This is a genomic window from Deinococcus soli (ex Cha et al. 2016), from assembly GCF_001007995.1.
Lineage (GTDB): Bacteria > Deinococcota > Deinococci > Deinococcales > Deinococcaceae > Deinococcus > Deinococcus soli.
Map to the genome: position 1 here is coordinate 544,432 of NZ_CP011389.1, position 14,737 is coordinate 559,168.

A 14,737-nucleotide genomic window follows, 5' to 3' on the forward strand; every position below is an offset into this window, starting at 1 on the left:
CCTCTCGCTGCCGACTGTGTGGGCCGCCTGTACCCTGCGGGGTATGAGTGGCCCCTTTCAGCTGTCCGAGCGTGCCCTGAGCCTGAAGCCTTCCTCGACGGTGGCGGTGACGAGCCGCGCGCTGGAGTTGCGGCGGCAGGGCGTGGACGTGATCAGCATGAGCGTCGGCGAGCCGGATTTCGACACGCCGGACCACGTCAAGGCCGCGGCCATCGCGGCCATTGAATCAGGGAAGACGAAGTACACGGCCGTGAACGGCATCCCGGAGTTGCGCGAGGCGATCAGCGCGAAGTTCGCCCGGGAGAACGGCCTGAGCTACGCGCCGGACGCGGTGACGGTCACGAGCGGGGGGAAGCAGGCCCTGTTCAACGCGTTCTTCGCGCTGCTGAACCCCGGGGATGAGGTGCTGATCCCGGCGCCGTACTGGGTGAGCTACCCGGAGATGGTGGCGCTGACGGGCGCGGTGCCGGTGGCAGTGCCGACCACGCCGGAGTCGGGCTTCCTGCTCAATCCGGAGGAACTGGAGGCCCGCGTGACGCCCCGGACGCGGATGATCGTGCTGAACAGCCCGGGGAACCCGACCGGGGCGGTGTTCCCGCCGGAGGTGTTGCGCGCGGTGGCGGCGATGGCGCAGAAACACAACCTGGTGATCGTGACGGACGAGATGTACGAGCATCTGGTGTATGACGCCGAGCAGGTCAGTATCGGCACATTTGCACCGGAGCACACGCTGACGATCAACGGGGCCAGCAAGGCGTACGCGATGACGGGGTGGCGCATCGGGTACGCAGGCGGCCCGAAGGGCGTGATCGCCGCAATGAACGCCCTGCAATCGCAGAGCACGAGCAACGCGAGCAGCGTGTCTCAGTACGCGACGCTGGCGGCCCTGTCGGACCACGCGCACACGGCGGCGTTCGTGGAGATGGCCCGCGTGGCGTACCGTGAGCGGCGGGACCGGATCGTGGCGGGCCTGAACGCGCTGGGGCTGCGCACACCCACGCCGCAGGGGGCGTTCTACGTGATGGCCGACACGACGCCCCTGCACGCCGACGAGCTGGAGGCCGCGCGGCGCATCCTGGATGACGCGCGGGTGGCGGTCGTGCCAGGCACGGATTTTGCGGCGCCGGGGCAGGTGCGCCTGAGCTATGCCACGAGCATGGCGAATATTGAGGAGGTGCTGCGCCGCATTGGCGGGCTGTTGAACGGCTGAGCGGAGGTCAGGGGGTTCCCCTTCGATAAATCTTCCATGAAGCTCTCCCGTGGGGGATCTTCACATGTTGCTCAGAGACGCTGGGGGTCTAAGGAGGAACACCCATGACCGACCGGGCTTTTATCGAGGTGCGCGGCGCGCGCGAACACAACCTGCGGAACGTCTCACTGGACATCCCCAAGCGGCAGCTGACCGTCTTCACGGGCGTATCGGGGTCCGGGAAGTCCTCGCTGGTGTTCGACACGCTGGCCGCCGAGGCGCAGCGGCAGCTGAACGAGACCTTCACCGCGTTCGTGCAGGGCTTCCTGCCCCACTACGGCCAGCCGGACGTGGACCGCGTGGCGAACCTGAACGCCCCGGTGGTCATCAACCAGAAGCGGGTGGGGGGCGGGGCGCGCTCGACGGTGGGCACGTACACGGACATCGCCGCGCCGCTGCGGGTGCTGTTCTCCCGCGCGGGGCTGCCGTCGGCGGGCCCGGCGTTCGCGTACTCGTTCAACACGCCGCAGGGCATGTGCCCCGAGTGCGAGGGGATCGGTCGCACCACGCAGCTCGACCTGAACCGCCTGCTGGACCGCAGCCTCTCGCTGAACGGCGGGGCCATCCAGCACCCGGATTTCAAACCCGGCAAGTGGCTGTGGAAGACGTACGCCCTGAGTGGCCTGTTCGACCTCGACCGGCCCGTGCAGGACTACTCCGAGCACGACCTGCACCTGCTGCTGCACGGGCGGGACCTGAAGGTGTCGCTGGGCGAGATCAACATGACGTACGAGGGGCTGGTGGACCGCTTTGAGCGGATGTACCTGAAAAAGGACGCGGCGGCCATGTCCGACCGGAGCCGCGCGGTGTTCGAGCAGTTCGTCACGGGCGGCACCTGCCCGGTCTGCGGCGGGGCCCGCCTGAACGCGGCGGCGCTCGCCTCGCGCATCGAGGGCTGTAATATTGCGGAACTCGCGGACCTGGAGGCCACCGAGCTGCTGGCCTTCCTGCGCGGTCTGAGTGACCCGGCGGCGGCGCGCGTGGCGGGGCACCTCGCGCAGCGGCTGTCGCACCTCGTGGAGATTGGTCTGGGGTACCTGAGCCTGAGCCGCGAGACGGCCACGCTGTCCGGCGGTGAGGGGCAGCGCCTGAAGCTGGTAAGGCACCTGGGCAACAGCCTGACCGACATGCTGTACATCCTGGACGAGCCCAGCGTGGGCCTGCACGCGCGGGACGTGTCGCGCCTGACCGGGCTGCTGGGCGCGCTGCGCGACAAGGGGAACACGGTGCTGGTCGTGGAGCACGACCCGGACGTGATCCTGGCGGCCGATCACGTGGTGGATCTCGGCCCGGGGGCGGGCGCGCGGGGCGGCGAGGTGGTGTTTCAGGGTCCGGTCGCGGCGCTGCTGGAGGCCGGGACCCTGACCGGGCGGCATCTGGGGCAGCCGCTGCCGCTGAAGGCGCAGGTGCGCGCCCCGACCGGGTGGCTGCACGTGGCGGGCGCGCGCCTGCACAACCTCAAGGACGTGACCGTGGACATCCCTACCGGCGTCCTGACGGTCGTGACCGGCGTGGCCGGGTCGGGCAAGAGTACCCTCATTCACGACGTGTTCCTGCCGCTTCACCCGGACGCCGTGGTCGTGGATCAGTCGCGCGTGACCACGAACAGCCGCTCGGCGCCCGCCACGTACACGGGCATCATGGACCCGATCCGCAAGGCGTTCGCGAAGGCCAGCGGGCAGAGTCCGTCGCTGTTCAGCTTCAACTCGGAGGGCAGCTGCCCGAACTGCGCGGGGCTGGGCGTCGTGTACACGGACCTGGCGTTCATGGAGGGCATCTCGACCGTGTGCGAGGTCTGCGAGGGCCAGCGGTTCCGCCCGGACGTGCTGCGCCATCAGCTGCGCGGGCAGTCCATCAGTGACGTGCTGAACATGACCGCCGGGGACGCCCTGGCTTTCTTCACCGAGAAGCCCGTGCGGGCGGTGCTGCAGGCCATGACGGATGTGGGCCTGGGCTACCTGACGCTGGGGCAGCCGCTGAGCACCGTGTCGGGCGGCGAGGCGCAGCGCCTGAAACTCGCGACTGAACTGCACAAGAAAGGCAGCGTGTACGTCATGGATGAACCCACCACGGGCCTGCACCTGAGCGATATCGGGCTGCTGCTGGGCATCATTGACCGGCTGGTAGACGGCGGGAACACCGTGATCCTGATCGAGCACCAGCTGGACGTGATCCGGCAGGCGGACTGGCTGATCGACCTCGGCCCGGAGGGCGGACGCGCGGGCGGCGAGGTGCTGTACAGCGGCCCCCCGGCGGGGCTGCGCAGCGTGGAGCGCTCGGTCACGGCACGGTATCTCTGATCCAGACGCTAGCCACCGGGAACCCGGGTGCGTGGGGCGTCGTACTGTGGCTTCGTATGACGAATATGCACCCGGGCAGTGACGGCACCTACAGCCTCCGTGACTTCATCGCGCAGACCGCCGAGCGGGACAATCCCGGCGAGGTCTTTGAGCTGGAGAGCAGCAAGATGCTGGAGGTGAAGGTCAACGGCCGCATCTGGAGCAAGCTGGGCGCGATGGTCGCCTACAAGGGCAACCTCTCGTTCACGCGCGAAGGCATGCTGGAGGGCGGCCTGATGAAGGCCCTGAAGCGCGCCGTGTCGCAGGAGATGAGCCCCCTGGCCAAGATCGAGGGGCGCGGCGTGGCGTACCTGGCCGATCAGGGCAAGGAGGTGCAGATCCTGCGCCTTCAGGGCGACGCGCTGAACGTGAACGGCAACGACCTGCTGGCCTTCGAGGACACCGTGCAGTACGACATCACCATGCAGCGCCGCATCGCGGGCATGGCGGCCGGCGGGCTGTTCAGCGTGCGCGTGCAGGGGCACGGCATGGTCGCGATCCTCAGTCACGGCAAGCCGCTGACGCTGCGCGTGACGCCGCAGGAGCCGATCTTCACCGATCCGAACGCCACGATCGCCTGGAGCGGGAACCTGCAGCCGCAGCTGCGGATGGATTCCAGCATGCGCAGCATGTTCGGCCGGGGCGGCGGCGAGACGTACCAGATGGTCTTCCAGGGCGACGGGTTCGTGGTCGTGCAGCCGTACGAGGAGTTCGAGGCCGGGATGCTCGGCGGCGACAGCCACGGCGGCAGCGTGGGCAAGAGCCTGGGCGACCTGTTCGACTGAGCGGGGGACGTAGTGGGGAGTGGGTCGGCCCGATGACCCGCCCCATGTCCTGGGGGGAGGCAACGTAGCGTGGGCGTCTCCCCTTCCTGCGGTTGTCCCATGACCGCTCCCGACTGAGCGGCGCGGTTTCCACTTCCCACTCACCACCTCCCACTTCCTCCCGCCCACCCCCCACCACCCTGACGGGCTAGACTCGCCCGCGATGAGTCTGGTTGTGATGGCGACGGGGGGCACGGGGGGGCACATCTATCCGGCGGTGGCGACAGCGCGGGAGCTGTCGCGGCGCGGGCATGAGGTGCTGCTGCTGGGACAGCGGGGCGGCATGGAGGAACGTGTGTCGCGCGAGCAGGGCCTGCCGTTCGAGGGCGTGGACGCCGGGAAGCTGGCGCGCAGCGGGCAGGGCCGCCCGGACCCGCGTGAGTTGCTGCGGGCCGGGCAGGGCGTGTTGCAGGCGCGCTCGGTCCTGAACCGCCTGAAGCCCGGCGTGGTGGTCGGGTACGGGGGGTTCGCGAGCCTGCCGGGGGTGCTGGCCGCGCAGAGTCTGGGCGTACCGACCGTACTGCACGAGCAGAACGCGCGGCTGGGTCTGACGCAGCGGCTGGCGGTGCGCAAGGCCCGGGCGGTGGGCACGGCGTACGAGCGCGTGATCGGGTTGGAGGCGCAGTTAGCGACCATGGTGGGCATGCCGGTGCGCGAGGAACGCCTGCCCCGCGCGGAGGCGCTGGCGCGGCTGGGGCTCCAGGAGGGACCGCTGACGATCTTCGTGATGGGCGGATCACAGGGGTCGCTGTTCCTGAACCAGACGGTGCCCGACGTGCTGCGGCACGTGTTCGGCCCCGAGGGCCTGCTGCCGCCGCCCGCGCCGGGCGTGGTGGATCTGGACTTCACCGGCGCGGGCCGGGGTGGGGTGCAGGTGCTGCACTCGACCGGGCCGCGCTGGATCGCGGAGGTCGCGCCGGGTGTGCGGGACCTGGAGTGGTTCGAGGCGGCCGGGTACGTGGACGCGGTGGCGGCCTGGTCTGTGGCGGATCTGGCGATCACACGTGCGGGGACGAGCACGCTGGCGGAGGCGGCGTTCCACGGGGTGCCGCTGGTCATGGTGCCGCTGCCCGAGTCCGCGGAGAACCATCAGTTCCACAACGCTCAGGCGGTGCAGGCGGCGGGTGCGGGTGTGGTGGTGGAGCAGCGACGCGCGTCAGAAGCGCTGGGGCGGGCGGTGTTAGAGTGTGCGGCAGCGGGGACGCGCGCCTCGATGAGAGAGGCGGCGCTCGGGCGGGCCCAGACGGGTGCGGCGGGGCGGTTCGCGGACCTGATCGAACGGCACCTGCGTTAGTGGGCCGCACTCTTCCCATGACTGACTTTCCTGAAGCTGTTTTCCCGCCCGGCGTGGCCGCGGCGTCCCCAATCGATTCTTCCCGTCCCGAAGCCCTCCATTATCACCTGATGGGGGCCGGTGGGATCGGCATGAGTGCCTTCGCGCGGCTGCTGTCCGCGCAGGGCCACCGCGTGAGCGGCTGTGACGAGCACGTCACCGACCTCACGGCGCGCCTGTCACAGGAGGGCATTCCGGTCGCGCCGGAGCATTCGGCGTCGCACGTGACCGACGAGCCTTTCGGCCGGATCGATGTCCTCGTGGCATCGGAAGCGGTTCCGAAGGATCACCCGGAACTCGTGGCGGCGCGCGCGGCGGGCGTGGAGATCCGGCCGCGCATGGCCCTGCTGGACGCGCTGCTGCGTGGCGGAACCAGCATCGGGGTGATCGGCACGCACGGCAAGACCACCACGACGAGCATGATCGCCGTGGCGCTGGCCGGGGCGAACCTTGACCCGTCGGCGTTCGTGGGCGGCATCGTCCCGGAGTTCGGCAGCAACGCCCGCACGGGCAGCGGTCCCTTCGTGGCCGAGGTGGACGAGAGCGACAAGGGCTTCGCGGCGCTGGGGGCGGGCACGGCGGTGTTCACGAACGCCGAGGACGACCACGTGGGCGGCAATCAGGCCACCTACTGGGAGACCGTGGAGGAACAGCACGCGGCCTTCGCGCGCTTCGTGACGCAGTCGGATCGGGTGTTGCTGTGCGCCGACTGGCCGGGCCTGGACGCCCTGTGCGGGGGCGCCCGTGAGCGCCTGACCTACGGGCAGGCCGAGGGGGCCGACTACCGCGCCGCGAACCTGCGCCCGGACGCGGACGGCACGACCTTCACGGTGCTGCGCCGGGGCGAGCCGCTGGCCGAGGCGCGCGTGGCGCTGCCGGGCCTGCACAACGTCCTGAACGCGCTGGCGGCGCTGGCGGTCGTGGACCTGCACGGCGGGGACGTGCCGCGCGCGGCGGCGGCCCTGGCGGAGTTCCGGGGACCGGGGCGGCGCTGGCAGCGCATCGGGGAACTCAACGGTGCGCTCGTCATCGACGATTACGCGCACAACGCCACGAAGGTCGCGGCGGCGGTGCAGGCGGCCCGGCAGACGGGGCGGCGCGTGAGGGTGGTGTTCCAGCCGCACCGGTACCTGCGCACGCAGCAGTCCTGGCCGCGACTCGCGGACGCACTGATGGACGCGGACGAGGTGCTGCTGCTGGACATCGCGGCGGCAAGTGAAACCCCCATTCCCGGCATTCACGCCACGCTGATCAGTGACCGCATGAGCGCCGGGGGCCACGCGGGCGTGCACTACCTGCCCGACCGCACCGAGGTGCTGCGCGTGCTGCGCGAGACCGCCGGACCCGGCGACCTGATCGTCACGATGGGCGCGGGCGACGTGTGGAAACTGTCGCGCGAACTGGTGGGGACGCTGTGACCGCCCTGCTCAGCCGCACGGGCGCGCGCGTGGAGCGGCTGCCCCTGTCGCGCTTCACGACCCTGGGCGTGGGCGGCGAGGCCGAGGTGTGGTTCGTCGAGACGCACGAGCAGCTGCGCGAGGCCATGGAGCAGCCCTACCGCATCCTGGGGGGTGGCAGCAACCTCGTGATCGCCGATGAGGGCGTGCCGGAGCGCGTGATCCGCCTGAGCGGCGCACTCGCCGAGCGTGACCTGACCCCCGATCCGCACCTGAGCGAAGACCCCTGGGTGGTGACCGGCTGGGTGGGCGGCGGCGTGCCCCTGCCCGGCCTGATCCGGCAGTTGCAGAAGCTGGGCCTGAGCGGCCTGGAGGGCACCGTCGGCATTCCCGCGCAGGTGGGCGGCGCGGTGTGGATGAACGCCGGGACCCGCTACGGCGAGATGTTCGACGGGCTGCACACCCTGGAGATCGTCACGCCCGAGGGCACGCGGCAGGTCACGCCGGACGACCTGAACTGGGGCTACCGCGACAGCGGCATTCCGCGCAACCACATCGTGACCCGCGTGCGCCTGAAACTGCGCCGCGCCGCGCCCGAAGAGGTCCTGGCTAAGATGGACTTCGCGGATCAGGCCCGTAAGGGCCAGCCGAAGATGAAGACGCCGGGCTGCGCGTTCAAGAACCCGGGCGGCGTGAGCGCCGGGAAGCTGATCGACGAGGCGGGCCTCAAGGGTTCCCGCGTGGGGAACGCGCTGATCGCGCCGGAGCACGCGAACTTCATCGTGAACCTGGGCGGCGCGACCGCCGCGGACGTGCACGCGCTGCTGGGCCTGATCCGCGAGCGCGTCCCGGTGCCGATGGAACTGGAGTACGAACTGTGGCCCGCGCCGGGGAACGCGTGAGCGGGCCGCAGCGCCCCCTGAACCGCCGCGTGCCGCCCGCCTCCTCGCCGACCGGTTCCCGGACCGGCCCTGCTGTTCCGGGTCACGATCCTGCTCCGGGTACCGTGCCGGACCCTGCGCCGTCCGGAGCTGACGCTGCTGAATCTCTTGCTGCATCTGCCCCGCGCCGCCGCTCGCGCCGTCCCCTGTGGGCGGCCCTGGCGGCGGCGCTCGTGGTGGGGGCCGGGGTGGGCGCGTGGTTCGCGCTGCCGGTGAAGACCGTGTCGGTCAGCGGCAACGTCCGCCTGAGCGAGGCGCGCGTGCGGGAACTGGCGGGCCTGGAGGGCTCCCCCTTCGGCTGGCTGTACTACGGCGCGTGGCGCGCGCGGGGCCTGCTGGACAGTCCGTGGGTGCAGTCGGCGGTGGTGACGCGCACCTTCCCGGACCGCGTGGCCATCGCGGTCACCGAGCGGGTCCCGCGTGCCCGCTGGCAGCGGCGCACCGGGGAGGTGGTGGCCGTGGCGCGCGACGGGACAGTCCTGCCGGCCGCGACCGGCACGGGGGGGCTGCCGCTGATCAGCGGCTGGGGGCCTGACCGCGTCCCGGAGGTTCTGGGGCTGCTGGACACCCTGGGCCGCTACACTGTGCGGACGGTCACGTACACGCCGTCGGGCGTGCGCGTGAAACTCAAGACCGGCTCGGTCTGGAGTGGCGACCTGAACGCCCTCGTGAAGTATGCTGGGAGCATCAGCATGTATCCAGACCGTGACATTTACATCTACCCCTGGGGGGTGAGCGTCCAGGAATGAAAGAGAACAGCATCATCGTCGGCCTGGACATCGGGACGACCAAAATCACCACCGTGATCGGCGAGGTCGGTCCGAACGGCAGCGTCGACATCATCGGTGAAGGCACCGTGCCCAGCGAGGGCATGAAGCGCGGCTCGGTCGTGAACCTCGAGCGGGCCACGCACGCCATCAAGCAGTCCGTCCAGAGCGCCGAGCGGGTCAGCGGCGTGAAGGTCGAGTCCGTGTACGTCACGGTCGCGGGCAACCACGCCAAGGCCATCACCAGCCACGGGCTGGCCGCGATCCGCCGCAACCAGGAAATCGGTCAGGGCGACGTGGACCGCGCCATCGAGAACGCCCGCGCGGTGCCGCTCGATCCCAACCTGGAGATCATCCACACCCTCCCGCAGGAGTACGTCGTGGATGGTCAGGAGGGCATCAAGAACCCGGTCGGCATGCACGGCGTGCGCCTGGAAGTGGACGTGCACATCGTGGCCGGGACGGCGGGACCGCTGCTGAATCTGCGCCGCTGCGTGCAGGAGGCCGGGCTGCGCGTGGAGGGCTTCGCGCTGCATGCGCTGGCCAGCGGGCTGGCGACCCTGGAGGCCGCCGAGCAGGCGCAGACGGTCATCGTGGTGGACATGGGCGGCGGCACGACCGACGTGGCCGTGTTTAAACGCGGGAACCTCGCGCACTCGGCGTGCATCCCGATCGGTGGGGATCACGTCACGGCGGACCTCTCGCAGATCCTGAAGATCCCGGCCGAGGAGGCCGAGAACGTCAAGCGCCGCTACGGCGCGGCCCTGCCGGAACTGGCCGACCAGGACCTGACGCTGGAGATCACGACGTCGTCCGGCAGCACGCACGCCATCACGGCGTTCGAGCTGTCGCGGATCATCAAGCCGCGCCTCGCGGAGATCTTCGGCATGATCCGCGACGAGATCGACCAGACCCTCGGGCCCGTCGAACTCGTGGCGAACGGCGTGATCCTCACGGGCGGCGCGGCGCTGCTGCGCGGCACGCCGGAACTCGCCCGGGACCGCTTCCGCCTGCCGGTGCGGGTGGGCCGCCCGCGCGGCATCGGCGGCCTGACCGACATCGTCAGCGGACCCGGGCACGCCGGGAGCGTCGGACTGGTGCTGTACGGCATGGCCGAGGACGGCCGCCTGCCGCACCTCGTGTACGGCGACATGGCCCCGGCCGCGACCCCGGTCGCGCCGCAGGTGACGGCGCCCGCGCCGACCACCCCCGAGGTGCCCGAGGTGCGGGCGGCACCCGCCCCGCGCGAACAGAACCGCGAGAAGGACAAGCAGGGCCCCAGCCTGACCGAGCGGATGCGCAACTGGTTCAAGGACTGGATGTAACCCGCCCATTGCGGCGGTCACGGGAGCGGACTCTGCACGCCGGGGTCCGCTCCCGGTTTCTGGTGGGGTCACATGCTGGGCGTGCGGGCCTGATATCGTGCGCTAAACTGCAACGCAGTCAACGACACCGGCCTGCTGTTCGGGTCGGGTCGTGGTAAGGAGAGATGATGCAAGCGGCCAGAATTCGCGTGATCGGCTTGGGCGGGGCGGGCAACAATGCCGTCAACCGCATGATTGAATCGGGACTTGAGGGCGTGGAGTTCATCGCCGGGAACACGGACGCGCAGGTGCTCGCCAAGAGTCACGCGGAGATCCGCATTCAGCTCGGGGACCGCCTGACACGCGGCCTGGGCGCCGGCGCGGACCCCGAGGTGGGCGAGAAGGCCGCCCTGGAGGACCGCGAGCGCATCAAGGAGTACCTCGAGGGCACCGACATGCTGTTCATCACCGCCGGGATGGGCGGCGGGACCGGCACCGGCAGCGCGCCGGTCGTCGCGGAGATCGCCCGCGAGATGGGCATCCTGACGGTCGCCATCGTGACGCGGCCCTTCAAGTTCGAGGGCCCCAAGCGCCTGCGCGTCGCCGAGGAAGGCATCAGCAAGCTCGCCGACCGCGTGGACGGCATGATCGTCGTGAACAACGAGAAGCTGCTGACCGCCGTGGACAAGAAGGTCTCGTTCCGCGAGGCGTTCCTGATCGCCGACCGCGTGCTGTACTACGGCGTGAAGGGCATCAGCGACGTGATCAACGTCGAGGGCATGATCAACTTGGACTTCGCGGACGTGCGCAACCTGCTCGCCAACAGCGGCACGGTCCTGATGGGCATCGGCGCGGGGCGCGGCGAGAAGGTCGCCGAGGAGGCCGCCATGAGCGCCATCCACAGCCCGCTGCTCGAACGCGGCATCGAGGGCGCGCGGCGCATCCTGGTGAACGTGACCGGCAGCTACGACCTGAGCATGACCGACGCGAACGAGATCGTCGAGAAGATCCGCGAGGCGACCGGTTTCGAGGAACCCGACATCCTGTTCGGCATCACGCCCGACGAGGACGCCGGGGACGAGGTGCGCGTCACCGTGATCGCCACCGGCTTCAACGACATGCCGGTGACCGTGGCGGGCGGCCTGCGCTCCAGCGTGATCGACACGATCGTCAAGCCCGTGCGCGGCGGCAGCAGCTACGACCCGAAGGATTACGACATCCCGGCGTTCCTGCGCAACGTGGACCGCGACTGACCGTCATATTGCCTCTCCCCCACCCGCGCGGTGGGGGTTTTTCCTTGTGTGGGCCGTCTGTGCGGCGAACCGGGCCAGTGAAGCTGTGTAGACACACCGGCCTTCACGCCCCGGCATTTGTCCGGACATCCGTCCGCCCGCGCGGCTGGGGCGCCTATCTTGAACGGCCAGTACCGGCGGCGCACCGGCGCGTCCCGCGTTTCCTGTCCTCACACCCCCGAACCTGCCCACGCGGCGGGTGTCGTCAAGGAGTTCCCCCATGCAGCGAGTTCCCGCACACCGCATCCTGACCCTGTCCCTGTTGGCCCCCCTGACCCTGCTGACCCTGGGGACCGGCGCCCACGCCCAGACCGCCGCGAAGCTGACCCCGGTGAAACTCGCGACGATCAGCCCGCTGTCCGGTTCGATCAGCAACCTGGGCGCGCAGGTGCGCAACGGCGCGCAGCTCGCCGTGAACGAGTACAGGGCGCAGTTCAGGACACTGGGCTTCGACCTGAGCCTCGTGGCGTTCGACGACCAGGCCGACCCGGCGACCGGCACGGCCGCGGCGCGCAAGATCGCCGCCGACCGGCAGGTGCTGGCCGTGGTGGGCGCACTGAACAGCGGCGTGACCATTCCCGCCAGCGCCGCGCTGAGTGCCAGTCACGTGGCGGTCGTGAACTCGGGCAGCACCGCCAATCAGGTGACCGACCGCGGCCTGAAGAACGTGAGCCGCATCGTGCCGCGCGACGACGCGCAGGGCCCGGCCGGGGCGACGTTCCTGACCGGCACCCTGAAGGCCAAGCGGGTGTACGTCCTGAACGACAAGACGGCGTACGGCGAGGGCCTGGCCGGTGAGGTCGAGAACACCCTGAAGGCGCGCGGCGTGAAGGTGCTGGCGAACGAGGGCACCGAGGAGAAGAGCGACTTCTCGGGCGTGATCGCCAAGATCAGGTTGCAGCGGCCGGACGCGATCTATTTCGGCGGGGTGTACAACCAGGTGGGTGTGTTCCTCTCGCAGCTGCGCGGCGCGGGCGTCACGGTTCCCGTGGTCGGCGGCGACGGCCTGGACAGCCCGGCCCTGGCCCGCGTGGCCGGAACGGGCGCCACGAACGTGTACTACACGACCGTGTCCGCGCCACTGAGTGCGCTGCCTGCCGCCAGGGCGTTCGCCGGGTCGTACCGCAAGGCCTTCGGGAGTGACCCGCAGGGCTTCGCGGCGTTCGCGTACGACGCGGCGCGCGTGGCGCTACAGGGCGTCCTGAATGCTGCCAAGGTCAACGGCGGGAAGGTGCCCAGCCGCACGCAGGTGGAGTCGGCGGTGCGGACCGGGACGTACTCTGGTCTACTGTCCGGCAGCGTGAAGTTCAACGCGGTGGGGGACCGCCAGAGCGCAAAACTGTACGTCATGAAGCTAACGGGCGGGAAATTGAGCCTGAGCACCAGCGTGAACGTGCAGCCTGCACGCCGCTGAGCACGGCGTCGGCCCTGACCTCCCCCTTTGCCTGCTGCCCAGTGAAGCCGCCCGGTGTGATCCGTCTGACAGGCGGGGCCGGGCGGCTTGAGCGGGACTGGAGCGGCGGTTCGGTCAACGTTCAGATTGTGGGGCGGGGCACGCCCGGCCCCGGCGGCTGCGGGCACACTGCCCCTCACAGTTCACACCGGACCGCGCCGCATCCGTCCGCCTGACTCTCCCCCGCCCCGGCGTCACCCTGCACGCCGGGGTGACGTTGTCTCTGGGCCTGTGCTTCGACCGGAGACCTGTCATGCCACGACCTGCCCGTCCCGCCCGTACCCGTACCGCCCGCACCGTCACCGCCGCGACCCTGACCCTGCTCCTGGCCGCCTGCGCCCCTGGCGGCACCCCCACCCCGGATCCCACGCCGCCCGATACCCGCCCCGAGGGAACGTTCACGGACCGCTGGACGCTGCAGGAGGCGCTGCAGATGCCAGCTGACGCCGAGAAGACCGCGCAGACGACCATGCCGCTGATCACCAGCTGGCCGCAGGGCTCGCAGAAGACCCTGCCGGACCAGTGGGTGTGGGACACGTGGCCGCTGAAGACCGAGGACATGCAGATCGCCACGGTCCGCGCCGCGGACGGCACGCCGTACTACGTGCTCATTCACCTGAGCGTGGACGACAGCGTGCTGCCGGGCGCGCGGCACGACCTCGCCACGCTGCGCTACTCGTATTCCACCGATGGGCGAAGCTGGCAGCCGGGCGGGTACCTGTTCCCGGAAGGTGTGGTGCTCGGCTCGCGCAACTGGGCCGGTTCGGCGCTGCTGAAGGCCGATGGCGGCGTGGAGGTGTACTACACCGCGACCGGTGAGCGGAACGAGGGCCCGGTGCAGGGGCCGTCGTCGGTGCTGGAACGTCAGCAGGTCGGCGACGTGCAGGGCGCACTGACGGCCGATGGGCAGCTGGTCCCGCAGAGCGGCAGCGGCTTCCCGAACGAGGGCGGGATCGGGTTCGAGCAGCGGATCGTGCTGGCCGACGGCGTGAAGGCCGAGGTCGTGAACGGCCGCGTGGTCTTCAGCGGCACCTGGAAGCACCGCGTGATCCTGCGCGCGGACGGCACGCTGTACCAGACGGTCGCGCAGTCCGATGCGGGGCCGCTGTACGGCTTCCGTGACCCCTGGGCGTTCCGGGACCCGGCCGACGGGAAACGGTACGTGCTGTTCACCGGGAACATGGGCGGCCTGAAGTCCCAGCAGACCTGCCAGCCCGAGGATCTGGGCGACGCGGCCTTCCGCGCTGGCCTGGGCGCGCTGAACGCCGAGATGCCGCTGCACAACGGCGCGGTCGGTCTGGCGGTGGAGACTGCGCCCGGCGCGTGGAAACTGCTGAACCCGTTGCTGACGGCCCGCTGCGTGAACCAGGAACTGGAACGGCCTCACCTCGTGATGAAAGGCGGCAAGGTGTATCTGTTCTTCAGCAGCCACATCGGGAAGTTCGCGCCGTACGGCGACCTGCGCGACCGGGGCGAGGAAGGCCTGTACGGCTTCGTGGGCGACTCGCTGCGCGGCGACTACACGCCGCTGAACCGCGGCGGACTGGTGCTGAACACCCCGCTGACCCAGCGCTACCAGAGTTACTCGTACGACGTGCTGCCGGGCGGCCTGACCACCCTGTTCGTGGACGTGCCGGGCATCGGCAACCAGGACATCAGCGTGGTGTCCACCCTGCCCCCCGAGCAGCAACGGGCCGTGTTCGGCGGGACGCTGGGCAAGACGCTGAAGATCGACATCAGCGGCAGTTCCACGACCCTCGTGTCGGAACTGAACTACGGGCAGATCATCCCCTGATACGGACTCCGGTTGAAAGGTTGGCAAAAGCCTTCAACCCGAG

The 14,737-nt window shown here is 70.1% G+C and carries 11 protein-coding genes; all 11 read left to right on the plus strand.

What is annotated here, in order from left to right; translation table 11 throughout:
- Nucleotides 1-43 precede the first annotated feature (43 nt).
- The 11 genes from SY84_RS02725 (at nucleotide 44) to SY84_RS15735 (ending at nucleotide 14,694) form a co-directional block, all read left to right on the plus strand.
- Nucleotides 44-1,210, plus strand: a complete 1,167-nt coding sequence (locus SY84_RS02725) for a pyridoxal phosphate-dependent aminotransferase (RefSeq protein WP_046842720.1) — start codon at nucleotides 44-46, stop codon at nucleotides 1,208-1,210.
- A 104-nt stretch (nucleotides 1,211-1,314) separates the two neighbouring features.
- Complete coding sequence (locus tag SY84_RS02730; protein ID WP_046842721.1) at nucleotides 1,315-3,549, plus strand: ATP-binding cassette domain-containing protein; 2,235 nt, start codon at nucleotides 1,315-1,317, stop codon at nucleotides 3,547-3,549.
- Between the two features lie 56 nt (nucleotides 3,550-3,605).
- Complete coding sequence (locus tag SY84_RS02735; RefSeq protein WP_046842722.1) at nucleotides 3,606-4,373, plus strand: AIM24 family protein; 768 nt, start codon at nucleotides 3,606-3,608, stop codon at nucleotides 4,371-4,373.
- 202 nt (nucleotides 4,374-4,575) lie between these two features.
- Nucleotides 4,576-5,706, plus strand: coding sequence for an undecaprenyldiphospho-muramoylpentapeptide beta-N-acetylglucosaminyltransferase (murG, locus tag SY84_RS02740; RefSeq protein ID WP_046842723.1), 1,131 nt, complete (start codon nucleotides 4,576-4,578; stop codon nucleotides 5,704-5,706).
- Nucleotides 5,707-5,816: 110 nt separating this feature from the next.
- The gene (gene murC / locus SY84_RS02745) at nucleotides 5,817-7,163 is read left to right on the plus strand and encodes a UDP-N-acetylmuramate--L-alanine ligase (RefSeq protein ID WP_162200794.1); all 1,347 of its coding nucleotides are present in this window, start codon (nucleotides 5,817-5,819) and stop codon (nucleotides 7,161-7,163) included.
- Nucleotides 7,160-8,044, plus strand: coding sequence for a UDP-N-acetylmuramate dehydrogenase (locus tag SY84_RS02750; RefSeq protein ID WP_046842725.1), 885 nt, complete (start codon nucleotides 7,160-7,162; stop codon nucleotides 8,042-8,044). The genes murC and SY84_RS02750 overlap by 4 nt, the downstream gene beginning before the upstream one ends.
- 104 nt (nucleotides 8,045-8,148) lie before the next feature.
- The gene (locus SY84_RS02755; protein WP_229755946.1) at nucleotides 8,149-8,832 is read left to right on the plus strand and encodes a cell division protein FtsQ/DivIB; all 684 of its coding nucleotides are present in this window, start codon (nucleotides 8,149-8,151) and stop codon (nucleotides 8,830-8,832) included.
- Entirely contained in the window at nucleotides 8,829-10,175 is a 1,347-nt protein-coding gene (gene ftsA, locus SY84_RS02760; RefSeq protein ID WP_046842726.1) for a cell division protein FtsA, read from the plus strand. The genes SY84_RS02755 and ftsA overlap by 4 nt, the downstream gene beginning before the upstream one ends.
- Before the next feature lie 167 nt (nucleotides 10,176-10,342).
- Nucleotides 10,343-11,407, plus strand: a complete 1,065-nt coding sequence (gene ftsZ / locus SY84_RS02765) for a cell division protein FtsZ (RefSeq protein ID WP_046844881.1) — start codon at nucleotides 10,343-10,345, stop codon at nucleotides 11,405-11,407.
- 259 nt (nucleotides 11,408-11,666) lie between these two features.
- Nucleotides 11,667-12,860 carry a branched-chain amino acid ABC transporter substrate-binding protein gene (locus SY84_RS02770; RefSeq protein ID WP_046842727.1) on the plus strand — a complete coding sequence of 398 codons (1,194 nt, stop codon included), beginning with the start codon at nucleotides 11,667-11,669 and terminating at the stop codon, nucleotides 12,858-12,860.
- Nucleotides 12,861-13,152: 292 nt separating this feature from the next.
- A complete protein-coding gene (locus tag SY84_RS15735) occupies nucleotides 13,153-14,694 on the plus strand; it encodes a glycoside hydrolase family 68 protein (RefSeq protein ID WP_052751017.1) in 1,542 nt (513 codons plus the stop codon).
- The last annotated feature ends 43 nt before the right edge of the window (nucleotides 14,695-14,737 follow it).

Coding starts and splice junctions, on each gene's coding strand:
- SY84_RS02725 (WP_046842720.1), top strand. CDS start 44: ATGAGTGGCCCCTTTCAGCTGTCCGAGCGTGCCCTGAGCCTGAAGCCT.
- SY84_RS02730 (WP_046842721.1), top strand. CDS start 1,315: ATGACCGACCGGGCTTTTATCGAGGTGCGCGGCGCGCGCGAACACAAC.
- SY84_RS02735 (WP_046842722.1), top strand. CDS start 3,606: ATGACGAATATGCACCCGGGCAGTGACGGCACCTACAGCCTCCGTGAC.
- murG (WP_046842723.1), top strand. CDS start 4,576: ATGAGTCTGGTTGTGATGGCGACGGGGGGCACGGGGGGGCACATCTAT.
- murC (WP_162200794.1), top strand. CDS start 5,817: ATGGGGGCCGGTGGGATCGGCATGAGTGCCTTCGCGCGGCTGCTGTCC.
- ftsA (WP_046842726.1), top strand. CDS start 8,829: ATGAAAGAGAACAGCATCATCGTCGGCCTGGACATCGGGACGACCAAA.
- ftsZ (WP_046844881.1), top strand. CDS start 10,343: ATGCAAGCGGCCAGAATTCGCGTGATCGGCTTGGGCGGGGCGGGCAAC.
- SY84_RS02770 (WP_046842727.1), top strand. CDS start 11,667: ATGCAGCGAGTTCCCGCACACCGCATCCTGACCCTGTCCCTGTTGGCC.
- SY84_RS15735 (WP_052751017.1), top strand. CDS start 13,153: ATGCCACGACCTGCCCGTCCCGCCCGTACCCGTACCGCCCGCACCGTC.